This window comes from Colwellia sp. KS18-150, from assembly GCF_057551365.1.
Genome location: NZ_BAAJMC010000001.1, coordinates 198690 through 225031, shown reverse-complemented (window position 1 = coordinate 225031; position 26342 = coordinate 198690). Strand labels below are relative to the sequence as shown.

Annotated in this window: 24 protein-coding genes; 19 read left to right on the top strand and 5 right to left on the bottom strand. The window is 37.1% G+C overall.

Annotated features, from left to right (window positions below; translation table 11 throughout):
* The first annotated feature begins 98 nt into the window (after window positions 1-98).
* The 3 genes from AC27IF_RS01060 to AC27IF_RS01050 all read left to right on the top strand — a co-directional run bounded on the left by AC27IF_RS01060 (window position 99) and on the right by AC27IF_RS01050 (window position 2306).
* Window positions 99-545, top strand: a complete 447-nt coding sequence (locus AC27IF_RS01060) for a DoxX family protein (protein WP_487051315.1) — start codon at window positions 99-101, stop codon at window positions 543-545.
* A 68-nt stretch (window positions 546-613) separates the two neighbouring features.
* On the top strand, window positions 614-1564 hold the full coding sequence (locus AC27IF_RS01055) for a glutathione S-transferase family protein (RefSeq protein WP_487051313.1): 951 nt from the start codon (window positions 614-616) through the stop codon (window positions 1562-1564).
* A 34-nt stretch (window positions 1565-1598) separates the two neighbouring features.
* On the top strand, window positions 1599-2306 hold the full coding sequence (locus tag AC27IF_RS01050) for a pirin family protein (protein WP_487051311.1): 708 nt from the start codon (window positions 1599-1601) through the stop codon (window positions 2304-2306).
* A 194-nt stretch (window positions 2307-2500) separates the two neighbouring features.
* Here AC27IF_RS01050 and AC27IF_RS01045 read toward each other — a convergent pair whose 3' ends face one another.
* The 3 genes from AC27IF_RS01045 to AC27IF_RS01035 all read right to left on the bottom strand — a co-directional run bounded on the left by AC27IF_RS01045 (window position 2501) and on the right by AC27IF_RS01035 (window position 5462).
* A complete protein-coding gene (locus AC27IF_RS01045; protein WP_487051309.1) occupies window positions 2501-3550 on the bottom strand; it encodes a CNNM domain-containing protein in 1050 nt (349 codons plus the stop codon).
* Window positions 3551-3666: 116 nt separating this feature from the next.
* Window positions 3667-4377: a PEP-CTERM sorting domain-containing protein gene (locus AC27IF_RS01040; RefSeq protein WP_487051307.1), complete on the bottom strand. Its 711-nt coding sequence runs from the start codon at window positions 4375-4377 to the stop codon at window positions 3667-3669.
* 398 nt (window positions 4378-4775) lie between these two features.
* Window positions 4776-5462, bottom strand: a complete 687-nt coding sequence (locus AC27IF_RS01035; RefSeq protein ID WP_487051305.1) for a pirin family protein — start codon at window positions 5460-5462, stop codon at window positions 4776-4778.
* Window positions 5463-5597: 135 nt separating this feature from the next.
* Between AC27IF_RS01035 and AC27IF_RS01030 the strand changes: the two genes are divergently transcribed.
* The 13 genes from AC27IF_RS01030 (at window position 5598) to AC27IF_RS00970 (ending at window position 21880) form a co-directional block, all read left to right on the top strand.
* Complete coding sequence (locus AC27IF_RS01030; protein ID WP_487051303.1) at window positions 5598-6497, top strand: LysR family transcriptional regulator; 900 nt, start codon at window positions 5598-5600, stop codon at window positions 6495-6497.
* A gap of 145 nt (window positions 6498-6642) precedes the next feature.
* Window positions 6643-8727 (top strand): TonB-dependent receptor plug domain-containing protein, encoded by a 2085-nt coding sequence (locus AC27IF_RS01025; protein ID WP_487051301.1) that lies wholly within the window; start codon window positions 6643-6645, stop codon window positions 8725-8727.
* Window positions 8728-8739: 12 nt separating this feature from the next.
* The gene (locus AC27IF_RS01020; protein ID WP_487051299.1) at window positions 8740-9411 is read left to right on the top strand and encodes a response regulator transcription factor; all 672 of its coding nucleotides are present in this window, start codon (window positions 8740-8742) and stop codon (window positions 9409-9411) included.
* A 137-nt stretch (window positions 9412-9548) separates the two neighbouring features.
* The gene (locus AC27IF_RS01015) at window positions 9549-10763 is read left to right on the top strand and encodes a sensor histidine kinase (protein ID WP_487051297.1); all 1215 of its coding nucleotides are present in this window, start codon (window positions 9549-9551) and stop codon (window positions 10761-10763) included.
* A 176-nt stretch (window positions 10764-10939) separates the two neighbouring features.
* Window positions 10940-11599, top strand: coding sequence for a PEP-CTERM sorting domain-containing protein (locus AC27IF_RS01010; protein WP_487051295.1), 660 nt, complete (start codon window positions 10940-10942; stop codon window positions 11597-11599).
* 278 nt (window positions 11600-11877) lie between these two features.
* Complete coding sequence (locus AC27IF_RS01005) at window positions 11878-12546, top strand: response regulator transcription factor (protein ID WP_487051293.1); 669 nt, start codon at window positions 11878-11880, stop codon at window positions 12544-12546.
* A gap of 1 nt (window position 12547) precedes the next feature.
* The gene (locus AC27IF_RS01000) at window positions 12548-13780 is read left to right on the top strand and encodes a sensor histidine kinase (RefSeq protein ID WP_487051291.1); all 1233 of its coding nucleotides are present in this window, start codon (window positions 12548-12550) and stop codon (window positions 13778-13780) included.
* 88 nt (window positions 13781-13868) lie between these two features.
* Window positions 13869-14945: a type 1 glutamine amidotransferase domain-containing protein gene (locus AC27IF_RS00995; RefSeq protein ID WP_487051289.1), complete on the top strand. Its 1077-nt coding sequence runs from the start codon at window positions 13869-13871 to the stop codon at window positions 14943-14945.
* 349 nt (window positions 14946-15294) lie between these two features.
* Window positions 15295-16173: a kinase gene (locus AC27IF_RS00990; RefSeq protein ID WP_487051287.1), complete on the top strand. Its 879-nt coding sequence runs from the start codon at window positions 15295-15297 to the stop codon at window positions 16171-16173.
* Window positions 16173-17009, top strand: a complete 837-nt coding sequence (locus tag AC27IF_RS00985; protein WP_487051285.1) for an HAD-IIB family hydrolase — start codon at window positions 16173-16175, stop codon at window positions 17007-17009. Before AC27IF_RS00990 ends, AC27IF_RS00985 begins: the two co-directional genes overlap by 1 nt.
* A gap of 10 nt (window positions 17010-17019) precedes the next feature.
* Window positions 17020-18258 carry a glycosyltransferase family protein gene (locus AC27IF_RS00980; protein WP_487051283.1) on the top strand — a complete coding sequence of 413 codons (1239 nt, stop codon included), beginning with the start codon at window positions 17020-17022 and terminating at the stop codon, window positions 18256-18258.
* 3 nt (window positions 18259-18261) lie between these two features.
* Window positions 18262-20010: a sugar phosphorylase gene (locus tag AC27IF_RS00975; RefSeq protein WP_487051281.1), complete on the top strand. Its 1749-nt coding sequence runs from the start codon at window positions 18262-18264 to the stop codon at window positions 20008-20010.
* 316 nt (window positions 20011-20326) lie between these two features.
* Entirely contained in the window at window positions 20327-21880 is a 1554-nt protein-coding gene (locus tag AC27IF_RS00970) for a methyl-accepting chemotaxis protein (RefSeq protein WP_487051279.1), read from the top strand.
* Window positions 21881-22046: 166 nt separating this feature from the next.
* On the opposite strand, the gene AC27IF_RS00965 is transcribed toward AC27IF_RS00970, so the two are convergent.
* Together AC27IF_RS00965 and AC27IF_RS00960 are read right to left on the bottom strand one after the other, a co-directional pair.
* Window positions 22047-23018 (bottom strand): S41 family peptidase, encoded by a 972-nt coding sequence (locus AC27IF_RS00965; protein ID WP_487051277.1) that lies wholly within the window; start codon window positions 23016-23018, stop codon window positions 22047-22049.
* Window positions 23019-23121: 103 nt separating this feature from the next.
* Window positions 23122-24018 carry a LysR family transcriptional regulator gene (locus tag AC27IF_RS00960; RefSeq protein ID WP_487051275.1) on the bottom strand — a complete coding sequence of 299 codons (897 nt, stop codon included), beginning with the start codon at window positions 24016-24018 and terminating at the stop codon, window positions 23122-23124.
* A 132-nt stretch (window positions 24019-24150) separates the two neighbouring features.
* Between AC27IF_RS00960 and AC27IF_RS00955 the strand changes: the two genes are divergently transcribed.
* Genes AC27IF_RS00955 through AC27IF_RS00945 form a run of 3 tightly spaced genes read left to right on the top strand, consistent with a single transcriptional unit; the run spans window position 24151 to window position 26239 of the window.
* Window positions 24151-25200: an alkene reductase gene (locus tag AC27IF_RS00955; protein ID WP_487051273.1), complete on the top strand. Its 1050-nt coding sequence runs from the start codon at window positions 24151-24153 to the stop codon at window positions 25198-25200.
* 38 nt (window positions 25201-25238) lie between these two features.
* Window positions 25239-25598, top strand: coding sequence for a cupin domain-containing protein (locus AC27IF_RS00950; RefSeq protein WP_487051271.1), 360 nt, complete (start codon window positions 25239-25241; stop codon window positions 25596-25598).
* Entirely contained in the window at window positions 25595-26239 is a 645-nt protein-coding gene (locus tag AC27IF_RS00945) for a ThuA domain-containing protein (RefSeq protein ID WP_487051269.1), read from the top strand. The genes AC27IF_RS00950 and AC27IF_RS00945 overlap by 4 nt, the downstream gene beginning before the upstream one ends.
* The last annotated feature ends 103 nt before the right edge of the window (window positions 26240-26342 follow it).

Here is a 26342-nt window from a genome sequence, read left to right as displayed (position 1 = left end):
TTATTTGAACAAACTAAACAAATAATAGGACTTATTCAATTTCATCTCAAGGTTCATAATAGCTTCACATTAAAAAAACAGGCCTTCAAGGGGTTAACATGAATATTAGAAACATTATTAAAACTGAACAATCACTAGCTACTCTGCCGTTACGTCTTATTGCAGGTATTATATTTACGGCACATGGTGCACAAAAACTTTTTGCTTGGTTTGGTGGTTACGGATTAAGCGGCACTGGTCAATGGATGGATTCTATCGGTCTTTCCCCGGGTGTATATATGGCTTTTCTAGCTGGTAGTGCTGAATTTTTTGGCGGCTTATTACTTATCGCTGGTTTATTAATTAGACCGACAAGCTTTGTGCTGGCTATCACTATGATAGTGGCTATTTTTTCAGTGCATATCTCAAACGGATTATTTATGGCTAACAATGGTTATGAGTTTGGTCTAGCACTTATAGCCATAACCCTAACATTATTAGTACAAGGAGCAGGTAAGTATTCTATTGATAATCTTATATTTAAAAAATTGAACACAGCAGCTTAACAAACAAATTACGTTATTTCCTGATACTTACTTGTGTAGGCATCAAAAATTTATAGGTGGATTTTATTATGGGTTTATTAGTAAACGGTCAATGGGTAGATAAGTGGTACGATACAGAAAATAATGATGGAAAGTTTATCCGTCAAGACAGTCTTTTTAAGCAACAAATATCTTCACAAGAAGGTAGTCAATTTACACCGGAGGCTGGGCGTTATCACTTATACGTTTCATTAGCCTGCCCTTGGGCACATCGCACATTAATTTTTCGACAATTAAAACAACTTGAAGAGGTTATTTCTGTCAGCGTTGTTGAAGCGAAAATGATGGAAAACGGTTGGGAGTTTGGTGAAAATGGCGATCCTTTATACCAATTAGATTATGCTTATCAACTGTATTTAAAAGCTAACCCTGATTATCAAGGCCGAGTTACTGTACCTATTTTATGGGATAAGAAAACACAAACCATAGTCAATAATGAATCGGTTGATATTATCCGCTTATTTAATTTCGCATTTAATGAGTTAACAGGAAACCACGATAATTACTTTCCTGTTGAACTAAGAGATGAGATCGAAACAGTAAATACTCGCATATATGACACCATTAACAATGGTGTTTACAAGGCTGGATTTGCCACCTCTCAAACAGCATACAATCAAGCTTATAACGAGTTATTTGCGGGTCTTGACTGGTTAGAGGCAAGGTTAGCTAACCAGCGCTATTTAGTTGGCGAGCAGATTACGGAAGCGGATTGGCGCTTATTTACCACATTAGTTCGCTTTGATGCTGTTTATCATGGTCACTTTAAATGTAATCGCCAAAGGTTAAATGAATTTCATAACATAAGCAATTATGTCAATGAGTTATATCAAGTCGAAGGTGTAGCAGAAACAGTAGATTTGGAATATTCAAAAATTCATTACTATGCTAGCCATACCTCAATTAACCCAACGAAAATTGTACCTTTAGGGCCAGTACCTCAGTTTAATGCTCCGCATGATAGAGAGCGACAATATTAACGAAAACCCAATTACGACGAATAGGAGAGCAATCATGATTAAACATTTTCCATTTAAGCAGTTAGGCAAAGCTAACCATGGTTGGCTAAAATCTTCACACCATTTTAGTTTTGCTAACTACTACAACCCAAGACGCATGGGGTTTGGCACTCTTCGTGTTATAAATGACGACTGGGTAGAAGCTGGCACAGGATTCTCGGCTCACCCACACCGTAACATGGAAATTATCAGTGTTATTAGAACCGGAGCTATTACGCACCAAGATAATACTGGCAATAAAGGTGTAATCAAAACGGGTGAAGTTCAAGTGATGAGTGCCGGTACTGGTATTGTTCACTCAGAATATAACCTGACGAAGCAACCTTTAACTTTTTATCAAATTTGGATAGAAACAAATAAGCAAAATGTAACGCCGAGATGGGAAAGTAAAAAATCCCCAACTAAAGTAAGCCCCTCATTAAACTTATTAGTTTCAGGTTACCTCGAAGATAAAAATAAGGCATTGTTTATAAATCAAGAAGCAAGAATTTATGGTGCGAAACTAACTAAAGGTATGGTTATCGACTATGAGATTGACCACCAAGCGTATTTATTAGCTTCGCATGGCATGTTCAAAGTGACGGATAATACCACTACTGTGACGGTGAATAAGGGTGATGGTGCTGAAATAACCAACTCTAAATCTATTACAATAACTGCCACAACAGATTGTGAAATTATTCTTATTGATACAGTCGCATAGTTAACACTCACCTCTTCAAATATAGAGAGTTACGCTGATGCCAGTAAACATTCGCGTAGGCTCTCTGCTCTTCTCAATAATTATGACTTGCTAAAAATATCATCGCCTGCTTTGCCCAAACCAAATTGTCCACGTTAAATGCTTATATTGTGAGCACAGCTATGATCGCGTTTATATTACAGCGCTATAACTTATCAGCTATCTATTTCAATACCGTGATTTTTTGCTCTTTTCTTCCATAATTTACGGGCTTCATGCTGCATATCTATCGCGCGATCTTTTTCATCAACTATCTCTAACCCCAGTGCAGTTTCAATCACATCTTCTAAGGTAATAATTCCATCGACACTACCGTATTCATTCACCGCTAACATAATATGAGTGCGTTTATTTAATAGCTTATTAAAAACACTTTGTATTGGTGTTTTTTCTAACACAGCTTCAATAGGACGAAGATAGTTTTTCAGTTCATTTTGACCATTACCGCGCGCTTGAGCTAATAACAGATCACTTCGAAATACATAACCGGTAATATTTTCTGAATCCCCTTGATATACAGGTATTCTTGAAAAAAATACTTGGTCGTATTTATGATAATACTCTTCTACTAATAAGGTTTCAGGTACGCTAAAAATTACCGTTCTCGGAGTCATAGCATCTTTAACTCGCATGCTACGTAGTGATAGCAAGTTTTTTAAAAAATGACTTTCTTGCGCCTCAAGCTGTCCCTCTTCAGAGCTTAATTCCGCCATAGCCGCAAACTCTTCACGACTAAAGCCGGACAAGCTATTTTCATTTTTAAAGCGACGAGTTATAACGTCAGTCATTTTAATAAACGGGTATAGAAACCAGATCATATATTTTAACGTAATCGCAGCAAAAACGGATAAGGTACGCCAATACCGTGCGCCTAACATTTTAGGAATGATTTCAGAAAAGAATAAAATAAGTAAGGTTAAAATGGCAGAAAATATACCTAGAGAAGCACTACCAAATACAGCTGCCGCTTGTGCACCGGCGCCAGCAGCACCTGCAGTATGGGCAATCGTATTTAAGGTAAGAATAGCCACTAAAGGTTTATCTATATCCTTCTGCCACTGCTTGAATAAAGTACCCGCTTCTTTTCCCTCTTTTGTTAACATGGCGATATGCGCAGAGTTAACGCTTAATAATACGGCTTCAAGAATGGAACAAAGAAAAGAAAAAGCAATAGCAGCAAAAACATACACAAAAAGTAAACTCATAAACCTCTTACCAAAATATAAAGTGTTCTCTTATATTCAATGCTAGCAGGAAATGATTAAAGTTTCTTTAGGAAAATAGCTAGGCGCAACTATAGAAAGCAGCCTAGCTATATTATTTAACCGTTTAATTGCTTCTTGCGTTGTGCAAGCACAAGTAAAGCGATGGCTAATAAAATAATTGATGTTGGCTCTGGCACTGCGGTGACTTCAAAAGCGTCAATTTTAAAACCGTCTGAATCACCATCAGCCCAAAAAAGGAATTCTGTACCTACCACATTATGAAAATCAAATTCAGAGCTATCACCTAGAGCCGCTTGATTAGCGTAAACAGAAAAATCTCCTGCATAAAAATCAACTAAATATAAAGTGCCATCAACGGTTAAGTTAAAATCATCATCGCCACCAAAGCGGTCAAAATCAACAAAATCAAGACTTACTTGTTGATCAAAGCTAAAAAGTAAACCTTCATCTTTGTCGTAGTCGATATTGGTAATAGGGTCAAAAAAACCATCGCCACCATCTAAATAACTACCATCATCCGGATGGCTTCTCACACCTAGGTTGTCACTAGAGCTAACATAAACACCTGTACCAACTTCATCAAGCAGAGTTAATGAAGTAATAGCGCCATTACCATCATTAATTATAGTGTAAGCCGTAACTGTGACATCAATATCATCCACGACTAAACCAACAGAGTTGTATGCCGTGCTAGCAACCTCATTTAGTGTCGCAGCCGAAAAGTCTATGCGTGTAGCTGATGCAGTGTTAGCAACTAAAAAAGAAAATAAAACAACTAATAAATTTTTACGCGTATTTTTAAACATTTAAATAGATCAATGAGAGTAAAGTTGCTTCGCTAAAAGCAGAAAGTGTGCCAAAAAATAATAACTATATTTTTCAGCACATTAATAAGACCATTGTTCAAGTTCTCTTTAAAGTTGTAAAAAAACAGGACAGTTATTGCTAGTGAATTAATCCAACGTGGAGTAACTAATTCAGTATTTTCATAGTAATAGGCATAACTACATAAGAAATAATTGGCACAATAATAGCCACTATAATCAGCACTTGGAAAAATGGATTGCCAGGTAAATACGGCATTAACCATTGAGGTATGAGATATACTAAAGGAACGAGTGCTATATAATTTATCAAAGCGATTAAATGCTTATTAGGTACTTTCATCATATTTCTCCACAAATTGAGCATAAGCTAGGTATATCTAAGTGTTGGTAACGACAACAACTTCAACGTTATTCTGGGCTAAAATTTCAGTATCGACACTAACAATCAAATCACCCTCTTCTGATTGAAAATGACTATTCGCATCAGATAATTCAGCTTTACCTCGACTCAAATATACCAAGGACTCTCCCTCAATGTTAAAACGCTCCCCAGAAGATAAACGCACTATGTCTATATTGGTATGACTATTAAAAGTAGCATCTTGGTTCTTATTACCGCCATAAATGCGTGTTACCCCTTTATCCTTTAACACATAATGTTTATATCCAGCAGCTTGTCCCAATTCATCAGGTAATACCCACAATTGTAATAATCGGTTTTTACTATTATCTGGATTTATCTCATTATGGGAAAAGCCTTCTCCACCAGCGCGCTGAACCTGTACTTCGCCAGCATGTAAATTTTGACCATGCTCCAGTGAGCCTTCATGGCTAACTCGCCCATCCATCATCACAGTAATGACATCAATTTCTTTATGAGGATGCATATGCGTTTCGCCGTGAGGATTAAACTTTGCGTCTGCTAGGTAAACAAAATTACCAATGCCGTTAAACGTTTCAGGTGATTTTCTAGCACCAAAGATACGTTTATCTGTCACTAATCGATGTTCAGTTAGTCCGGCAAAACCGCCTAAAGGTAACGACTTTCTTGTTAATATTTTCATGATCTACTCCGTTGACATAATGTAGTTATTTACTTCAGTAGGGTAATAATAAAGCTAAGCATTTGTTTGATATATACACTTATGTTGATATGATAATTTCATTTATAACAACAATCAGTTCAGAGTGAATATTCTATGGATCACGATTTAAACGACATGATGGTTTTTCTTGCAGTAGTAGAAACAGGTAGTTTCACTCTAGCAGCAGACAGGCTAGGTATACCTAAAGCCAATGTTAGTCGTAAAGTATCTAGACTAGAGCAAAAGTTGAAAGTCACCTTATTAGAGCGTTCAACGCGCTCTCAACATCTAACCGAAGTGGGTAGTCGATATTTACAACATTGTAAGCGTATTCATGAAGAGCTTGATTTAGCAACGGATTCGGTATCACAACTTTTACAAAACTTCCAAGGCGATCTTAAAGTTGGTGCATCAATATCCACAGGTCATCAAATATTAAAGCCGGCTTTATCAAAGTACTTACACCAATATCCCGAAATAAGAGTGCAGTTAAATCTTGTTAACCGCCGAGTAGACTTTATTGAAGAAGGTTATGATGTTGTTATTCGCATCGGACAATTAGATGACTCTTCATTAATCGCCAAAAATTTAGGCACTGTGATACGAAGGTTGTATGCGAGCCCTGAATATTTAGCAAAAAATGGTGTGCCTAACTCCGTATATCAACTGTTAGAGCATCAATTATTAATTATGAATCCGATAAATAATGATCTTCGACTCGATTTAGTCTCCACGCAAAATGAGCAAGTTCAAATAAAGTGTAAACCTCGTTTACTGGTTGATGATTTTGCCATGTTAAAACAAGCCATGATAGATAGTGTCGGTATTGCGGTTTTACCTGAGTATATGGCGCGTGATGAAATACAATCAGGAAAACTCGTTAAAATACTGCCTGATTGGGGCATGAAAGATCTAGATGTTTGTGCTCTCTACCCTCGTAATAGAGCTAATATCCCCAAAGTAAAAGCATTTATTGAATTTGTCACTGCTCTTTACCGGAATACATTGCAGTAAATCAGCGGCTTTTATCAGTAAAACTAATAGGATTACGTAACTAGTAAAAAATATGTAACTGTTCACTAAACTTTCACATTTTATTGCCATTGCTTTGATTTTACTTGTTTAAAAATATCAGTAGATTTTTTAACAAGGAAATATAATGAAAATTAAGCCACAACCGATATTAATCTCTTGCTGTTTGCTTAGCCATTTCAACGCACAGGCTATTGAAGAAAAACCTCAACAAGAACTCAGTAATAATGAAGCTATAGAAATAATAGAAGTAGTTGCGATAAAGTCAGACAGTATAACCATTTCGTCAAAACAAATGGCAACTATGCCGGGTAGCTTAGGAGATCCATTAAAAGCACTAAACGCGTTACCGGGTGTGATACTTGCCACTCCTAGCAGTGGCGGACCTGTAGCGCAACCAGCTATTCGCGGTAGCTCACCACAAGACAACCAATATTTGAGTGACTTTTTACCTGTCGGTTATGTTTTTCATCAAGACAGTTTAAGTACCTTTAATCCTGAGTTAATTGAAAACTTTCAGTTAAAAACCTCGGGATGGTCTGGTGAATATAATGATGCTATTGGCGGTGTTATTACCACACAATTAAGAGACCCTTCGTTTGAAAAAGCACAGTTATTTGTTGACTTAAGTATGATCAGATCTGGTGTGCTTTTTGAAACGCCATTAACGGATAACACCGCTTTTTATGTTTCTTACCGAGAATCACTCATTCATAACTTTGTTGACGATATCGTTGAAGACGAAGATTTTACCTTTTCACAACCACCCCGAAATCATGACTATCAAGCTAAATTTGTCTGGGATATAAACCTCGATAATACATTAAAGCTAGTCGCTACAGGTGCAGAAGATAAAGTAAGGCAAGCCTATAAAGAAGGGGCTAGCGAAGTTGCTCGCAACCCAGATTTAGCAAGTGGTGAGGGGTTTGAAGGAGATTATAATAATCTTGGTATACTTTGGTTAAATGACTCTAGTTTAGGTGAAACTACCGCTGCACTTAATTTTTTGTCCACTCATTTAAATATTAGCGAAGGTATAGCTGAACAAAGCACCTCAGATGTTGACGAAATTTTATTAAAATCAACAACAAAAACGTCCTTATCAGATGGTTATCTGCTGTGGGGCGGAGAGCTTAAACAACAAAAGATAGAACAAACCAACAAAAGCAGGTTGCAACCTTGTAATAGTGAATTCTCTACTTGCCCACCATCAAGCTTTGCTCCCATCGTCGAAGACTTTACTAAAGAAGACGTGCGTTTTATTTCTGGATTCGTACATTGGCAGCACAATGTTACGAGTGACTGGCAAACAGAAGTAGGGGCTTTGATTAACAACAATGATTTTACTGACGAAACCTTATTTGAACCCCGCTTGTCTGCGCGCTATAACATCAACGAGAGCAGTAACATAAGCTTATCTTTAGGCCGTCATCACCAATGGTTTCGCAATTACAATTATTTAAGCCCTGTGTTTGGTAACCCAGACCTTATACAAAACAAAGCGAATATGCTGGGAATAAGTTTTGCTCAACAATTAAATGACGGTTGGCAATGGAAGTTTGACGTTTATTATAAACAGCTAATCGATTTGATTATAGCTAACCCGGAGGCACAAATAGCGTCTACCATGAGTGATAGTGCAGATACCCCGCCACAATATGTAAATGACGGTGAAGGTACAGCTTGGGGGACAGAATTTATCATAAATAAAGCCCTAACTGACAATTGGTATGGCTGGTTTTCACTCGCTTATGCTAATAGTGAGCGGAAAAATACCAAAACAAACGAGAGCTTCGAGTATGAGTTCGATATTCCTATCATTGCTAACCTTGTTGCACAGTATCAATTTAATGAGCATTGGCATTTAGGAATAAAATGGCTTTATCGAAGTGGTAGACGTTACACTGAAGTATTGGGCTCCACTCCTATCTACGCTGAAGATGAAAATATTAATGAACCCGTTTTTTATCAACCAATATACGGGGACTTCAATGGCTCTGAACGTGATGCTAGCCATAGGTTAGATATCAGGCTTGATTATTTCACTGATATTGCTCAGTATCCTATCAATGTTTATGTCGATATTTTAAACATTTATGGACATCAAAAAATTCAGGAAGATGAATGGAATGCCGATTACACCGAATCAGTTGCCGATTATGAATTTCCTGATGAACCTTTTGTGGGTTTAGGTGTTTCAGTCCGTTTTTAAAAGGTATTGGTAATGGCGAGTATATTAATCGTAGAAGATCAAAGGGATATTGCAGAAAGTATCGGCGATTTTCTGACTTTACATGGACATGTTGTCGATTTTGCAGGTGATGGCATTACTGCCTCACATATTGCCACTCAGCAATATTTTGATTTGTTTATAATTGATATTGGCTTGCCAGGGTTAAATGGCTTATCACTGTGTAAATTACTGCGCCAAAATCCGCTCTCCACCACCCCAATATTGTTTTTAACCGCGCGAGATAGTTTAGAAGATAAATTAGCGGGCTTTGAAGCAGGTGGAGATGACTATTTAGTCAAGCCATTTCAAATTGCCGAGCTATTGGCCAGAATCAATGCCTTATTAAAACGCTGTAAACAGCATAGTGAATCGCGCATCACTATTGCTGGGCTAAGTATAGACACGCAACAATGCCAAGTGACACGTGATAATGAAACTATTCACTTATCTCCTATTGGTTATCAAATTCTATTGATACTCGCTAAAGCCTCGCCCAATGTTGTCTCTCGTCAACAGTTAGAGACTGAGATTTGGCAAGATATTGTCCCTGACAGTGATGCCATCAGAAGCCATTTATACACACTTCGTAAAAAGCTAGACAAACCTTTTGCCCAACCTTTGATACATACCGTCTCCAAAAGAGGTTTCCGTTTATGCGAATAAGTAAATACCGACGTAGTTTACGGCTTCGCATCACGTTAGCTATAACCTCACTAGCCTTAATAAGCGCACTAATTTACTCGGTTTTTTCATGGTTCATCTATGAAATATCGGATGACCGCCTATTTAATTGGCATATCATGTCAATCAATAAACAAGCGCTCAAAGAAAATATGCTCCCTCAAAATAATCTACATAGCTTTTCTGTTGTCGGTAATGAAGAAACATTAACTAAGTCATTGATAGATAAATATTCCTTAGGTATTAATGACCATCAATCCTTGAGGCTTGAGGACATATTTGAAGTTACTCATACCTCAATTTATCCGGATCAGCATAAGATTATTGATCTTGAATTAATCGACAACATACTTGAACTCCAAATAGTAGTAAGCCCATGGCAATCCGAATGGCTTTATGTCATTTATGATATTTCCAACTACGAAACTGCCGTCGAACCTAATAACTTATGGAGTGATAGCTTCGTATTATTAGTTTTAATTCCGTTAGCAGTGTTAGTCGGCTTATTAGCGCTACTTTTGAGTATCGGTCTTACACATACAATTTTAAAACCCTTAACCACGCTTGCCTCTGAAGTTACATCAGTGTCTCCGGAGCAACTTTCAACACCACTTACCGAACATTATTACCCTGACGAAGTAGGCGAATTAGCTAATACCTTCAATTTATTTATCGCCCGTATTGAAAAGTATGTTGAAAACGAAAAACGCTTTTCTCGAGAAGTCAGTCATGAATTAAGAACCCCAACAACCAGCTTAACTATGGCGATAGAGCTATTTGAAACTACCGCACTTGATAAGCGTCAAGAACAATTACTGGGGCGAATGAAAAGAGCAAATATTGATATGACTCGTCTTATTAACACATTTTTGTGGTTAGCCAAAAGTAAGCCTGAAAGTGCACCAACAAAAGATATAGAGCTATATAACTATGTAAATCAAGTTATTAATAAGCTTAGTCATCTACGAAGTAAAAAAACTATTAGTATTTTTAACAAAATAGACACACATCAAATTCTCACGGTTAATCCGGCATTACTTGAAATTGTATTGATGAACTTACTTGCTAATTCAATGCAATACACTAACGAAGGTAAGATCAATATTAGTTATTTTAACCACTCAATCTCTATTACGGATACAGGATTAGGTGTCCCTAAAGAAGAAATCAATAACATTAAGCAAGCCTTTTATAGCTTACAACCGGACGGTATTGGTTTGGGATTATCTATAGTGCAACGTATTATTAAAAAGCTTAATTGGCGTTTAAAAATAGTGAGTGAAGAGTTACAAGGAACGAGTGTCACCATTACTTTTAACACGGCCAATGAATAAAATATTACTCCAAACAAATTGATGTATTGATTTTGAACAAATGCACAATGTCGGAATATTTTACACTTGTACAATTTTGTTACATTTAAACACGGCAAACCTTTGATTATTATCAAATTAATTTAATGGCACTGTATTTGCTCTAATTCAATCATTAACAATAATGAGAGCAAACAATGCGACGACCTCTACTTTCCTTCGTAAAACCTAGATTAAAATACGTAACTCAAACTTTAGTTAGAATCTCAGCCATTATGCTATTTGCAAGTAGCGTACAGGCGGGCGTGATTTATAACTATACAGGAGAATATTTTCATAACTTTACTGACCCCTCTAGTTATGACAATACTAACCGAGTCACTTTATCAATGAGCTTTGATGAGCTATTACCTGCTAATTTCGGCCCATCAAATGGTGCTTGGTTCAGTCTAGATGAGGTAAGTGGCTTTGCTGGTTTTGCGTTAACCATGAGCGATGGCGAACAAACGCTAACGTTTGGCGATCTTGGTGTCAATTTAGGAGATTCAGGAGTAACCACTGATACTGATGGTAACATCACCTTTTGGGATATAAATCTTAACTCTGATAACGCGGGTATTAGTACTATTCACGCCCAAGCTGCTGCTGCCTGTTTTAGTCGTGGTAATGGTTATCAATCAGGAAACGACTTCAATCAAGGGCGTTATCACGAACAAATTTCAGGTAATTGCTCTGGACTTGCGCCCCAAGGAAGTTGGCAGATAGTATCAACACAAGTTCCTGAGCCAAGCTCATTACTTTTATTAAGTTTAGCTATAATTGGGCTTAGAGTTTCTCGACCTCACGATTCAAAATAAATATTCATTATCAAAGCGGCTCATTTAAGAGCCGTTTTTTTATGTCTAACTATCTTTTTCTTACCATGGCATTCAAATTTCAAACTAGGCTTTATTTACGAAGTAAGCAGTTAAAGTTCAGGCTAAGCACACCTTCAGAGCCAATAGCCAAACAATTATGGAATTTACTATAGTGGTTCATTTATCAAGCTAGCATAAAAATAATATATGTCATATTTCACTTGGATTTCACTTTATCTGCAGTATGCTAATTAAAATAGTTAAATTGACGGCTTACTTTGAAAATACTTTTAATAGAAGATAACCACACTATAGCGCTGCAAATAGTTGAATTTTTATCTAGTCACCAATGGCAAGTAGATCACGCCAGCAACGCGGAATTAGGCTCTCAGCTAGCATTGGCTGAAATCTATGATGTCATTCTTCTGGATTTAAATTTACCTGATAAAGATGGCCTAGAAGTTTGCCGAATAATTAAAGATAATGCCCAGATCACCCCGCCGATATTAATGTTAACGGCAAGAGATAGTTTTGAAGATAAGTCAGCAGGATTTAAGCAAGGTGCTGATGACTACTTAACCAAACCATTCGATTTACGTGAATTAGTGCTTCGCTGCCAAGCACTTACACGTCGACACAATTTACATCAATCTAAAACGATCACCTTGAAACAGCTCACATTAGATCTTAGTAATAATAGTGCCTCCATTGAGGGTAAAAACTTAGCGCTAACCAGTATTGGATTTAAAATTTTAGCGTTATTAGTAAAAGCTTATCCAGAGCCAGTAAGCCGCTCTTTTATCACCCATAAACTGTGGTCAGATTCACCGCCAGACAGCGATGCGCTAAAATCGCATATTTATACTTTACGCAAAGCTCTCGATACACCTTTGAGCAATGTTACTGTTAAAACCGTGATGAATGTCGGCTACAAGTTGGAGTGTTAACATGAAAATCATCTCAAGTATTAAACATCAAACTCTAGCCTTGTTGGTTGGGCTAACCACTGGCTTGACCTTATTATACTTGGCATCAACCGTGGTGATCGCTTTTATTGTCGAAGATGAATTGATTAATAATTTATTAAAAACGCAAGCTTATTACAATGAAAACCAATATCAAAAAACAGGTCAACTGCCTTTATCAAACCTACAATTTATCAAGACTTATGAAGATGCTAGCCAGCTACCAGCATGGGCTAAAGACAGTATATTACATGTCACTCAAGACAATGAAATATTCACCAACGACGAAAAGCATTACCATTATATCCCCCTTAGATTAACTGAAGATAAAACCGGATATTTATTAGCAGAAGTATCTGATTTACTCGTGGTGACTAATCACCCTAAAATTTTTCAAATATTCTTAATAAGCTTATTTATTACACTTGGCTTAGCGGTTTATTTATCACTAAAATTTTCAACACGAATCGTTAAACCCGTTATTTTATTAGCTGATACCGTAAAATCTAAACAATTACTGGGTGAAGACAAACCTTTTCCGCAATTAGAATACGAATTAGGCTACTTATCAAACGCCTTAGAAGAGACCTTTAAAGAATTGACACTGATGTTTGAGCGAGAAAAAGCTTTCACCACTGATGTGGGCCATGAATTACGCACGCCACTAACCGTATTCAACAATGCGCTTACACTAATCGAACAACGAGGATTTAAAGATAATGATCTCGCTCAGTTAAATAAAGTCAGTAAACAAATGGATAACACAGTATCAGTGCTACTGGCTTTAGCACGTTCTGAGTCCCTGGAAAAAGAGCCATGTAATGTAAAAATGATATTGGAACAAATTATACTCAGCAATTTATCTACAAGCCAAGATAGTTTACAGGTAAAATTAGAGATCAGCGAAGGGTTTCAAGTTAGTGCCAACCCAACGTTATTTCATTTAATGCTTAGAAATTTATTAGATAATGCCCGTGAGCATGCAAGCTCAAAAGCATTGATCATTCGTGAGCAAAATAATAGCTTAATTTTTGAAAATGCAGCTCAGGAAAGTCTGCCAAACGACATCACACTTCAGGGTAATAAAAGCAAAGCCAGTCATGGCGTTGGCCAAGGCTTATATTTGGTCACTCGAATTGTTGAGTGCTTTGATTGGCAATATCAACTACAACAGGTAAATAATACTTTTTCATTTGCCATCACACCTAAAACATAAACTAAATAAAGTTAAAATAATCGGTGAATTTCACCTTATTTTCACCTAACCCTAATTAAAGTATTCCTAACCAAACGAGGAATACATTATGTTAAAGAAAATACTCATTACCAGTGCTGTTATTATCACCCTAGTTGTAAGTATCGGTGGAGCTGGTATTTATTGGCTTTTCAGTTTAGTGCCTGAAGACACTAACATGAGTCAATTAGAAGCGACCACCGCAGATCAGCTGCCATACCTTGAACAAGCCTTACCTCAAAACAGAGGTAAAATTTTAGCGGTGATCACTAGCACGGACAAAATGGGGGATAGTGGTAAAAGTACAGGTTACGAGCTAACAGAGTTAGCACGTGCATACTGGGTATTTACTGCTAATGGCTTTGAAGTAGACATTGCCAGTCCGCAAGGAGGTAAATCTCCCGTGGTGCTTGACGATGATGATATGGCTCACTATGACTATGCCTTCTTGAACGATGCCGCAACACAAGCAAAAGTAAATAACACTTTAAAAATAGCTGATGTTGATGCTTACGCCTATCAGGCGGTTTATTTTGTCGGCGGTAAAGGCGCTATGTTTGATTTCCCAGATAATATTGCCATTCAAGAGTTAGTGAAAGTAATGCACAGTAATAACAAGGTTATTTCAGCGGTGTGTCACGGGCCTGCGGCCTTAGTTAATGTAAAACTCGATAATGGTGAATGGCTGGTAAATAATGCCAATGTTAGTGCTTTTACCAACGATGAAGAGCTGTTTCTAATTCCTGATGCTGAACAAGTGTTTCCTTTTTTATTGCAAGATAAACTCACCGAGCGTGGCGCAAATTTTGTCTCTGGTACAACCTATTTAGACCAAGTAAGCCAAGATAAAAATTTAATTACCGGCCAAAACCCATGGTCAGTATGGACTCTTTCTGAAAATGTTATCCAAGCTTTAGGCTATACGCCCATTGCACGAACAATAACCCCAGAAGAGCATAGCGTCGCCCTACTTTTAGCTTACGAGCAACAAGGTTACTCTTATGCAAAAAATATCGCCGCCAAGCATAAAGCTGAATATCAAACCCTACTAATCGTAATGCATGGGGTAATATCGTTTATGAAAATGGAGTTAGTTAAGGGCTTTGAATTATTGTTATTAGCCGACTCTGTTGTGCCAACCAAATAGAGTCAATACTTATTCACTTATATGATCAAGAAAGATCGTCTTTTTTGATTTCTAAAATACTAAACCTCATAGCTAAGATTGCTCATCACAGCTTAGTTTTAAGAGCAGAGTAGAAAAAGTACATATAACGATGAATAAACAACATACTATTGTTTATTAATGCACCGTTTCAAAACATAGAACTGATTTGGTGCAGTGAGATTATGATATATAAAGCAATCATTGATTTACAGTTCATTAACAAACCTTATTCTATAAAGGATTGAGCCAGCTAACACGGTGATTTTCTGAAATGGCATAATACTTGAAAAGCTAAAGACACCAATACTTAACGCTAATGGTTGTATTTATGCTTGAAAAATTCATTGCAGAACAACAATTGCCACAAGAGTTTATTGTTACAGCTAACAATTTTTATCAACCCATTGCAGAAAGCGTGTTTGATGAATTTCATCATCATGGCTCCCCATACTTTGTTGGAATTAATGGCTGTCAAGGTAGTGGAAAGTCAACATTCACTGAGTTTATTGCTGAATATTTAACAACAAATCACCATCTTAATGTGGCAGTTTTGTCGCTTGATGATTTTTACTTACCAAGTAAAGAACGGCAAAAATTAGCAACAGCCATTCACCCTTTATTAGCAACACGAGGGGTCCCTGGCACACACGATACAAATTTACTTCAACAAACATTAACTGATTTGGCTGTTCAAAAAACAGGCTTGCTAATACCACGATTCAACAAAGCTACTGACAACCCATATTCTGAAGCAGATTGGAGCCGTATAACTAAGCCGGTTGATATCATTTTATTTGAAGGGTGGTGCTGGGGTGTACCTGCACAAACAACGCAGGAACTTGTTAACCCAATTAATGCTTTAGAAGCAGAGCATGATCCACAATCAATTTGGCGAGATTATGTTAATACGCAATTAAGCCAATATTACCAACCACTATACAACATGATGAACTATTGGGTGACATTACAACCCCCTTCATTTGACTGTGTTTATCAATGGCGTTTAGAACAAGAGCAAAAACTCGCGGGTAAGACACAAAATATTAAACAATCAGCAATAATGAATCCTGCTGAAGTAAATAACTTTATACAGTACTTTCAACGGCTCACGGAATATTCAATCCAAACATTAGCAACCACCGCAGATGTAACATTACGACTAGATGATAACCGTAAAATAACCAAAATGATTATAAAGGAGAAATGATGGAACGCACTTGCGATCTTATATTTTCAGATTTAGATGGAACATTACTTGATCATTACACCTATCAGTGGAGTGATGCGCAAGAAACAATTGAACAATTAAAAGCACGTCAAATACCGATTATTCTCAATACCAGTAAAACAAGAGCAGAATTAGAACTAATTCAACAGGAATTAGCACTAGACGCACCTTTTATTATTGAAAATGGATCAGCGGTCTTTATTCCAAAATCTACTTTTGAGCAACAACCTGTAGGAACTGAAGACGATGGCGAATATTGGGTAAAAACCTTTTCATTGCCACGGACATATTGGCTAAAAATGCTAGATACCCAGTTAGCTGAATTTAAAGGTTTTTACCAAGGGTTTTCATCATTTTCAGTAGATGAGTTGTGCAACCATACAGGATTAACTCCTGAGAAAGCGAAGCAAGCTAAACAAAGAGAATACGGTGAACCTATTCATTGGACAGGTGACGAAGAGAATAAAATACGCTTTGTTGCCACCTTAAAAAGATTAGGAGCTAATGTCATGCACGGTGGACGATTTATGCACATTAGTGATCATTGTGACAAAGGGTTGGCTTTACAGTGGCTCACTAGCCAATACGCTGAACAATTTAAGAGCACAACCTTTAGAACCATTGCATTAGGTGATGGAGGCAATGATACTCCGATGCTAGATGCTGCAGATATTGCTGTCCAAGTTAAATCTCCAACACACGACTTTCCACTATTAACACGCCAACTAGGTATTATTAAAACCGACCTTCATGGACCAGCAGGATGGTCTTCAAGTATTCAAACATTAATATTTAACGACCACTCATCTAACTAAGAGGTAAATCATGGCTGATTTTTATCAAAACGGAACCGTTACAACATTACATAATTTAGCGCAGCGTGCGCCTGAAGATATGGCGGCAGAACTCGCTTCTTTTTCTAAGGTAAGGCCGCTAGGTCTTATCCTACCATCACTTTTTTCTGAGCTAGAAGGCAAGGCCCTGCCTGATATTATTAATAAAATAAAAGATGTAAATTATTTATCTGAGATTGTTATTGGTTTAGACCGAGCAGATTTAGAGCAATATAAAAAAGCATTATCTTTTTTTGGACAATTACCACAACATCACCGCGTTTTATGGAATGATGGCCCACGTTTACAGGCGATTGATCAAAAGCTCCAAGCACTCGGTTTAGCGCCTAAAGAGCTAGGTAAAGGCCGCAATGTTTGGTACTGCATGGGTTACATATTGGCTTCAGGAAAAACTGAATCTATTGCACTGCATGATTGTGACATTCTAACTTACGAACGTTCATTGTTAGACCGATTACTTTACCCTGTTGCCAACCCATTATTTAACTATGAGTTCTCCAAAGGTTTTTATGCACGTGTTGCCGGTGGCAAAATTAATGGCCGTGTATCTCGCTTACTCGTTACACCATTAATTAAAGCGTTAAAGAAAACTGTTGGTCATTGTGATTATCTAGAGTACATGGATAGTTTCTTATACCCATTAGCAGGTGAGTTTTCATTCCGTCGCGATGTTTTAACAGATATACGTATTCCAAGTGATTGGGGGTTAGAAATAGGTGTGCTTTCTGAAATGCACCGTAACTATTCATCTAATCGCTTGTGTCAAGTTGATATTGCCGCCACCTATGATCATAAACATCAAGATTTATCATTAGACAATACCGAAGGTGGCTTATCAAAAATGTCAATTGACATCAGTAAAGCCTTCATTCGTAAACTAGCTACACAGGGCGAAACTTTTACTGCCGAGAAGTTTAGAACTTTAAAAGCAACATACTATCGAATTGCTCTTGATTACGTTGAAACATATCGTAATGACGCCATTATGAATGGCTTATCATTAGATATTCACAATGAAGAAAAAGCGGTAGAAATGTTTGCTGAAAACATTTTAACAGCAGGTAACACTTTCTTAGAAAGACCCATGGATACACCTTTTATTCCTTCATGGAGCAGGGTGATTAGTGCAATTCCGGATATTTTATCTCAACTAAAAGAGGCAGTTGAGTTAGATAATCAAGAATTCAGTCAATTGTTTGAGGAAAAATAGCCTATGACAGCGCAACTTAATTCATTAAAACAAAAATTAATTCAGCAGCTTACGTTTATTTACAAAGGTATCCCTCTTGAGCAATCAATAGATAATATCGCTCAACATTTGCTCGACATAATGAGATTAAAGGAACAAGTCGCTGACACACAACCTTATACGAATCACTGGTCAGAAAAAGATATTGTATTGATCACCTATGGTGACAGCATTATCTGTAAAGATGAAGCACCATTAAGCACATTAAAGTGGTTTATCGATAGTAAACTCGATAATACTATTAATAGTGTACATATATTACCTTTTTTCCCGTACAGCTCTGATGATGGTTTCTCTGTCATCGACTACTCATCAGTAAATGAGTCATTAGGCTCTTGGCAAAATGTAGAACAAATAAGTAAAGAGCGCCGCTTAATGGCTGATTTAGTCATTAATCATTGCTCTAGTCGTAGTGCTTGGTTTCAAAACTTTATTCAAGGGGAAGGAATAGGTCATGATTTTTTCTTTACTGCACTACCCAGTGATGATCTATCACCTGTCGTAAGACCACGAACAAGCCCATTGTTAAAAGAGGTAGAAACAAAGCAAGGTACTAAATATGTTTGGTGTACGTTTAGCCATGATCAAGTCGACTTTGATTTTCGTAACCCTGAGGTATTAAAAGCCTTTACTAGCATTATAAGGCAATACCTTGATAGCGGCGTTACAATATTTAGATTAGATGCTGTTGCATTTTTATGGAAAATAGTGGCCAACAAGAGCATTAACTTACCACAAACACATGAAGTGGTGAGGTTACTCAGAACCTTAATGGAAGCTGCAGAGCCAGAAGCGGTAATAATTACAGAAACCAATATACCTAATACGCAAAATTTAACTTATTTTGGCAATGCTAATGAAGCTCACGGTATTTATAATTTTTCATTGCCACCATTATTATTAAACACCTTATTAACCGGTAATTGTTTATATTTAAAACGCTGGTTAATGAGTATGCCACCGGCGCAAAATGGTACTATGTACTTTAACTTTATTGCTTCACATGACGGCATTGGCTTACGCCCTGCTGAGGGGCTATTAAGTGACGAAGAAATAGCAACACTCACTACTACCGTACAAAAATTTGGCGGAGAAGTATCCTGGCGTACCAGTGATAATGGTGAACAAAAAGCATACGAATTAAATATTTCACTCTATGATGCCTTACAAGGTACCGCCGATGGTACAGACCAATGGAACTTTGAGCGTTTTATTTGTGCACATACCATCATGTTTGCATTAGAAGGTATCCCTGGTATTTATATTCACAGCACTTTAGGCACGAAAAATGATTACCAAAAGTTAGCACATACCCAGCATAACCGGTCTATTAATCGCCACCGTTGGGAGAAAAACGCTTTAGAAACAGCACTAGCTGATGACTCTTTACATCATGCCAAGGTACTTTCAAACCTCAACACTTTATTGAGTATTCGAATTGAACAACCAGCATTTCACCCAAATGCAACACAATTTACCCTGCATTTAGGGCTTGAACTCTTCGGTTTTTGGCGTCAAAGCCAAAATAGGCAACAAAGTATCTTTTGTATTAGTAACATTACCAATAAAGCAATAACGTTACCTTTAAATGAGCTTAACTTAATTGTAACTGAAGATTGGTTTGAGCTTATCTCTGGAGAAAAGATTAGCGAAATAACAGCAAGCATTGAATTGAGTCCGTATCAAACAGTATGGATTACTAACAAAAAATAAAGACTCAAGTTAACTCGATTAATGTCAAAAAATATATTAAACGTGACATTAGAGCAATAAAAATATAGCTGTAAGCCTTATGAGATAATAGCTCTGAACCTTATACAGTCATCGACTGGATTTCAGAATTGATTATTTTACTGGCATTGCTCAGTATCCTACCAATGTTCATTGGCGGTATTGTAAAGGTACAACGCCAACAATTAAGGTGTAAAAAACAATTGTTAACAAATAAACCATATTTAATTTATGGTTATTATTGATATTAACCTATAATTGCTTGCTAATGTTCTTTATTAAATAGAAATTGTTGCACATGAAAAAAAATCGCCGTACAGGATCATCAACCGACGAAGAAGTATTAGTACATGAAAATGATGAGCTGGTTTCAACCACAGATTTACGTGGAATAACAACCTATGCTAACGCTAAATTTTGCCAAATCGCAGGATATGAAGAGCAAGAATTAGTGGGTAAAAACCATAACCTAGTTAGACATCCTGATATGCCCGCAGCCGCGTTTAAAGATTTATGGCATCACTTGAAGCTTGGTAATTCATGGCGAGGTGTAGTAAAAAATCGTTGTAAAGATGGTCGCTACTACTGGGTTGATGCTTACGTTACTCCTATCATGGAAAAGAACCAAGTCATTGGTTATCAATCGGTGAGAGTACGACCTAGTAATGAAATGAAGCAAAGAGCTCAACAACTATACGGCGATATAAATAACGGAAAGGCTAAAACAACTCGTGAAATTAATCACCAGCAAAAGTTAATCTTTGCCATGATTAATTCGGTCATATTTTTTGCTTTACTTGCTTTCTTCGCTGATATTACTGCTGCTTTTCTCTTTGCCTTATCCTTGATTGCTTTTTTATTTATTTTCAAAGAAGAGCTCCTTTCTGCCCCTAAACTAAGTACCAGCTTGAAGGAAGATTTTGACAGTGTCAGTCGCTTTGTTTATTCAGGTAAAGGCTTACATTCAGTGTTTGATTTTCACATTGGTTTAGCCAAGGCAAAGGGACGAACAATTTTAGGTCGGTTTGTTGATTTGAGTGAGCAATTACAAACCATAGGTGAAGAATTATTAGGTAAATCATCTCAGGGGATAGATAACACTGAGCAACAAAAATCTGAATTAACTCAAGTTGCTACAGCCATGAATGAAATGGCGACGACGTCTTTAGATATCGCTAAAAATGCTAATGAAAGTTTATCGGTAGTCGAGCAAACATCTGAAAAATGCCGGGAGGTGAACGAACATATTGATGTGAATGATCTTGGCATAGAAAAACTTGTTGAGAATATTTCATCCACAGCCTCATCTGCCGAGCAATTAAAGCAAGAAATAAATAAAGTAAACGGCATGATGCAAGAAATTAACGGCATTGCTGAGCAAACCAATTTACTGGCTTTAAATGCTGCCATTGAAGCGGCGAGAGCTGGTGAACAAGGCAGAGGGTTTGCTGTGGTAGCCGATGAAGTCCGCTCATTATCGACACGAACACAAAGTTCAAGTGAAGACATTCAGGCTTCGATTTCCACCATAGTAAATACCATAGAAGATTGGCATGACATTATAGAACAAAATATATCCCAAGCGGCTGATTGTAAGGAGACAACATTAGCCTCAAAAGAGTTAATGCAAAACTTAACTGAAATGATGTTGGTAGTTAACGATCACTCCGCACAAATAGCCACAGCTGCTGAAGAGCAAGGCGTTGTTGCTGAAGAAATTAACAGAAACATTCAAGCTTCTAACGATCTTGCAGAGCAAAGTTATAATAATGCTAAGTCTGTTGGTGAAGATGCACAAGAGATTAAGTTATCGCTAGATTACGTAAAAAAAATATCTCAAGCATTTAAATAATCACTACCAAGGCATATATACTTTTATTTAAGTAGTTTTGCGATAGCGAGCATTGTAGGTGTATAAAATTAGCGATCTTGTTATTTAGATTACTTATAAAAAGCAATATTGACTATAGGGATTGATACCAGAGTATCAATCCCTATAAGTACTTATTTATATGTAACTAAAATACAGCTAAATATTCTTTAGCCTTTTTATGTGCCACCTCTAAGCTCAAATTTGCCTTACTATGTAAATCCGGAATTACGCCACTATGGGCCCAATTACTTTTGGTTTTGGGGTGAATAGGGATAGCGACTGGTATATTGATACTGATATGTGAATTTATTTCCAGCGTTTGCTGCACATAGGCAACTCCCATTGTTTCTTCACCGATCACAACTGCTTTTCCCAAATGTTTAAGGGTGTAACTTAAAAACTCGCCAGCATTAGCAGTAAACGATGACGTCAGTATGTACACAGGAAAGTTACGCTTGAATCTATCATTGCCATGATTATTACCTGCTCTTATCAACTTACGTTTATTTTGCTGTTCAAAGAGTATCTCGCTTAAAATAGTGCCCTCTTCCAGAAAATAACTCATGACATATTGCGCAAGCGATAGTGATTTCCCTTCTGCATTACGTACATCGATAATCAATGCATCAACCGTAGAGAGCGTTTCAAAAGCACGGGAAATATCGACTACGGCTTCAGAATTTTGATAAAAGTATTTCAACTTAACATAACCAACATTCCCTGAAAGTATGTTGATATTATAATGCTCTAAACCTTCCTTATGGTTTAAGGTATTTTGCGGTTTTTCAAGCGTAAACCTAGGGGTAGTTTCAACAATATCTAAGTACATATCACCGCTTACCTGCCTTATAACTTGATTTACTTGCCTGATAAATGAATACCAATCGCTAATATCATCAAACTTCTTAGTCGCTAATTTATGCTGTAATTCATTTTCTATCAGTAACACTTTTTCAGGAAAAATATATTTATTCTCTAAAACCTTTATTACGCCATCGAGCCCTTGTTTTAGCTGATGCTTGGTTAATTTTTCATTTAAATTTTCTGCACCTAACATTGATGCATAGGAAGTAAGAGTGCTTAATAAAAGCATTCCTAGTAATAATAATTTTTTCATTGTTATCGAATCTCACTGTAAGGAAATATTCTCACTAAGGGTGACTTAGCGAGTATGACAGGATAAAAATGAAACTCAGCTCGAGTGCTATAAGCACCATTCGTTATATAGACTCAATTTCTTTGCACTGCTCAACCAGTAATTCAATCAGCACTTTTATTTTTGCTGGCACATGATCACGATGCGGATAAACCGCAAATATCCCCATTTTATTAAGATTATAGTCAGGCAATATTTGTGTTAACGCTTGATTTTCAAATTCATCCTCAATGTTATATTTTGCAATAGCGGAAAGCCCTTGCCCACTTTTCACTAGTGATATAACACTTTCAACACTATTAGTTTTTAATTTACTTTTTAGCTGAATAACCTCGGTTGTTCCTTCTTTTTCAAAGGACCAACGTAACGGCGATTTAAATAAAGAAAGACTCACCCATTGATGACGCTGAAGATCTTTTGGCTTTTTAGGAATACCATGCTCAGAAAGATAACTTGGCGCAGCAAAAATAACCACTGAGGTTTCACATAGCTTTCTTGCCACTAAGTTAGACTCCTCCATCCATCCAACTCTTATCGCCAAATCAATACCTTCTTCAACCATATTAATGATACGGTCTTCAAACATAAGTTCAATATTGAGCAAAGGGTACTGATCTGTAATTTGCTTTATGACAGGGACAAGATACTTAGCACCAAAAGACGAAGGACAAGAAACACGCAATGTACCCGTTGGTTGCTTTTGATATTGGCTTAATTCGCCTAAAGCGGTATTAGTTAGTTTTGCAATATCCGTACTATGTTTATATAGAATATCTCCTGCTTCTGTCAGGCTTAAACGCCTTGTTGTTCGATGAAAAAGTCGTACTCCCACCTCTTTTTCTAACAAGCTTATTTGTTTGCTTACTGCCGACTTGGCTACACCTATTTGTCTTGCTGCTGCAGAGAAGCTCTTTGCTTCAGCTACTTTTTTAAAAGTACCTATTCTTTTTAATTCATCCATAGCAATGTCTTATTAACCGCTTTTATTGTTCTCTTTTTTAGAACGAAGAAATGTAAAAATAGCATCTACTCATAACAATAGATAGCTCTATAATATTGTTCATACACTTGTAGCAACCATAGGAAAGCAAGCATGAAAGACAATCCATTGTTCGAAGCATTTACGTTAAATACTGAGCTCCAATTAAAAAATAGAATAGTTATGGCGCCATTAACGCGCTCTATGGCAGACGAACAACTTGCACCTACAGAGTTAATGGCAGCTTATTACGCTCGCAGAGCAGATGCCGGCTTGATTATTTCTGAAGCAATACTCATTGCTCAAGAGGGACAAGGTTACCCTAGAGGGCCGGGGTTATATACTAAAGAGCAAATTAGCGCTTGGCAAAAAGTCACTGAAGCGGTTCACAATAATGGTGGTAAAATTTTTGCGCAAATATGGCACACAGGCCGAGTGTCACACTCTATTTATCATCAAGGCAATGTACCTATAGCTCCCTCTGCCATAGCCTTAGAAGGAAGAGTATTTCAAACGGATAACTTGTCATATGAAACTCCACAAGCAATGACGCAACAAGATATTGATAGAGTTGTTCAGCTATATGCTACGGCAGCTGAAAATGCCATATTAGCGGGATTTGATGGTATCGAGCTTCATGGTGCTAACGGTTATCTTATTGATCAATTTTTACACTTTTCAAGTAATCAACGCACTGATAATTATGGTGGTAGTGTTGAAAACATGAGCCGTTTCCTTTTTGAAGTACTCGAGGCAGTAACGGCTAAGGTTCCGGCGAATAAAGTAGGTATTCGCATACTCCCCTACCATTTAGAGCCTTTATTTATGGTCTCGCAAGAAGAAGATATTGCCGTTTTTGAGTACCTATTAAGCCAGTTAAACAACTATGATTTAGCCTATATTCACAAAGGTCAGTTTGATGATGACTATATTGAACAGCTTAAATGTACCGCCACGCAATTTATTCGCAAGCATTATCATGGCACCGTTATTGCCAGTGGCGGCTACGATACCAAGAAAGGTAATCAAGTCATTAAAGAGGAGCATGCTGACTTAGTTGCCATAGGTAGGCCCTTTATTGCTAATGCTGATTTGGTCAAACGATTAACCAATAACCTTCCATTACGTGCTTACGATGACAGTCAACTTGCAACACTCTATTAGTTAATATACCCGTTACCATAATGTAATTAAGGAACACCATGATCAAAAAGCTTACCGAGCTCCCTGTTGAAGCTATAAAAAACCTACACGAGGGAGTAGGTACAGTACAACAACAAGTCATTTTTTCTGCTGAAGATTTTCAAAGCTCATTTGATTTTGCAGTCAAGCTGGTGATGCCCCCTAACACCTCTATTGGTGAGCACCAACATGGTAATAATGAAGAGTTATATTTTATCTTAAAGGGTGACGCCGAAATGCACCTAAACAATGAAAAAATTCCCGTTACCACTGGGGATTTTATTCTTAATCCTCCTTTTGGTTGTCATGGCTTATTTAACAATTCTAATAAGCCCGTTGATATACTTGTTATTCAAGCAAGTACTCAGAAAAAACCATGAAAAACCTTGTTTTTTGTGGTGATGATTGGCATAAGCCATCTTTGGTTTTTGATGCGCTAAAACAGTTTGCATCGGATAAATTAAGCTTTGAATTAGCGACAGCAGTTGAAGGGATTAACAGAGAATATTTAAGTACGTTTGATTGTTTAATCTTAGCAAAATCAAATTGTCTTGATGATAATACATCACAGCCATGGATGAATGAGCCACTTGCCCAGCTATTTGTCAGCTTTGTGCAAGAAGGAAAAAGCTTATTAGTGCTGCATTCAGGTTTAGCCGATTATGAAAATATAACCATTATCAGCCGCCTTATTGGCGGACGATTTATCGAGCATCCTCCCCAATGTGAAGTGCACATTAACGCTAACAGTCAACACGAGATAACTCAGGGTCTAGCTGACTTTTCTTTTAAAGATGAGCATTACGTTGTTGAATTAAATGATCCAAATGCTGCAATATCCCTCACCTCAACCTCAACCTCAAAATATGGTCAAAGCATTGCTGGCTGGACAAGAGTAGAAGAATCAGGCCGAGTTTGTGTACTCACTCCTTGCCATAATTCCGAAGGCTGGCAGCACCCAACAGTAAAGCAACTCATACTCAATGCTTTAAAATGGTGTTATAGCAAGCAAGTTAACTAATTGTATAATTACTGTTTATCCTTAACCACAAGCTCTAACAATAGTTGACATAACATATCTTTTTAGCACTCAACTCGTTTATTCAGATTGTCAGGATTTTATA

Excerpts from the sequence above, each read along its gene's own strand:
- AC27IF_RS01060 (WP_487051315.1), top strand. The coding sequence starts at position 99 with ATGAATATTAGAAACATTATTAAAACTGAACAATCACTAGCTACTCTG.
- AC27IF_RS01055 (WP_487051313.1), top strand. The coding sequence starts at position 614 with ATGGGTTTATTAGTAAACGGTCAATGGGTAGATAAGTGGTACGATACA.
- AC27IF_RS01050 (WP_487051311.1), top strand. The coding sequence starts at position 1,599 with ATGATTAAACATTTTCCATTTAAGCAGTTAGGCAAAGCTAACCATGGT.
- AC27IF_RS01045 (WP_487051309.1), bottom strand. The coding sequence starts at position 3,550 with ATGAGTTTACTTTTTGTGTATGTTTTTGCTGCTATTGCTTTTTCTTTT.
- AC27IF_RS01040 (WP_487051307.1), bottom strand. The coding sequence starts at position 4,377 with ATGTTTAAAAATACGCGTAAAAATTTATTAGTTGTTTTATTTTCTTTT.
- AC27IF_RS01035 (WP_487051305.1), bottom strand. The coding sequence starts at position 5,462 with ATGAAAATATTAACAAGAAAGTCGTTACCTTTAGGCGGTTTTGCCGGA.
- AC27IF_RS01030 (WP_487051303.1), top strand. The coding sequence starts at position 5,598 with ATGGATCACGATTTAAACGACATGATGGTTTTTCTTGCAGTAGTAGAA.
- AC27IF_RS01025 (WP_487051301.1), top strand. The coding sequence starts at position 6,643 with ATGAAAATTAAGCCACAACCGATATTAATCTCTTGCTGTTTGCTTAGC.
- AC27IF_RS01020 (WP_487051299.1), top strand. The coding sequence starts at position 8,740 with ATGGCGAGTATATTAATCGTAGAAGATCAAAGGGATATTGCAGAAAGT.
- AC27IF_RS01015 (WP_487051297.1), top strand. The coding sequence starts at position 9,549 with ATGTCAATCAATAAACAAGCGCTCAAAGAAAATATGCTCCCTCAAAAT.
- AC27IF_RS01010 (WP_487051295.1), top strand. The coding sequence starts at position 10,940 with ATGCGACGACCTCTACTTTCCTTCGTAAAACCTAGATTAAAATACGTA.
- AC27IF_RS01000 (WP_487051291.1), top strand. The coding sequence starts at position 12,548 with ATGAAAATCATCTCAAGTATTAAACATCAAACTCTAGCCTTGTTGGTT.
- AC27IF_RS00995 (WP_487051289.1), top strand. The coding sequence starts at position 13,869 with ATGTTAAAGAAAATACTCATTACCAGTGCTGTTATTATCACCCTAGTT.
- AC27IF_RS00990 (WP_487051287.1), top strand. The coding sequence starts at position 15,295 with ATGCTTGAAAAATTCATTGCAGAACAACAATTGCCACAAGAGTTTATT.
- AC27IF_RS00985 (WP_487051285.1), top strand. The coding sequence starts at position 16,173 with ATGGAACGCACTTGCGATCTTATATTTTCAGATTTAGATGGAACATTA.
- AC27IF_RS00980 (WP_487051283.1), top strand. The coding sequence starts at position 17,020 with ATGGCTGATTTTTATCAAAACGGAACCGTTACAACATTACATAATTTA.
- AC27IF_RS00975 (WP_487051281.1), top strand. The coding sequence starts at position 18,262 with ATGACAGCGCAACTTAATTCATTAAAACAAAAATTAATTCAGCAGCTT.
- AC27IF_RS00970 (WP_487051279.1), top strand. The coding sequence starts at position 20,327 with ATGAAAAAAAATCGCCGTACAGGATCATCAACCGACGAAGAAGTATTA.
- AC27IF_RS00965 (WP_487051277.1), bottom strand. The coding sequence starts at position 23,018 with ATGAAAAAATTATTATTACTAGGAATGCTTTTATTAAGCACTCTTACT.
- AC27IF_RS00960 (WP_487051275.1), bottom strand. The coding sequence starts at position 24,018 with ATGGATGAATTAAAAAGAATAGGTACTTTTAAAAAAGTAGCTGAAGCA.
- AC27IF_RS00955 (WP_487051273.1), top strand. The coding sequence starts at position 24,151 with ATGAAAGACAATCCATTGTTCGAAGCATTTACGTTAAATACTGAGCTC.
- AC27IF_RS00950 (WP_487051271.1), top strand. The coding sequence starts at position 25,239 with ATGATCAAAAAGCTTACCGAGCTCCCTGTTGAAGCTATAAAAAACCTA.
- AC27IF_RS00945 (WP_487051269.1), top strand. The coding sequence starts at position 25,595 with ATGAAAAACCTTGTTTTTTGTGGTGATGATTGGCATAAGCCATCTTTG.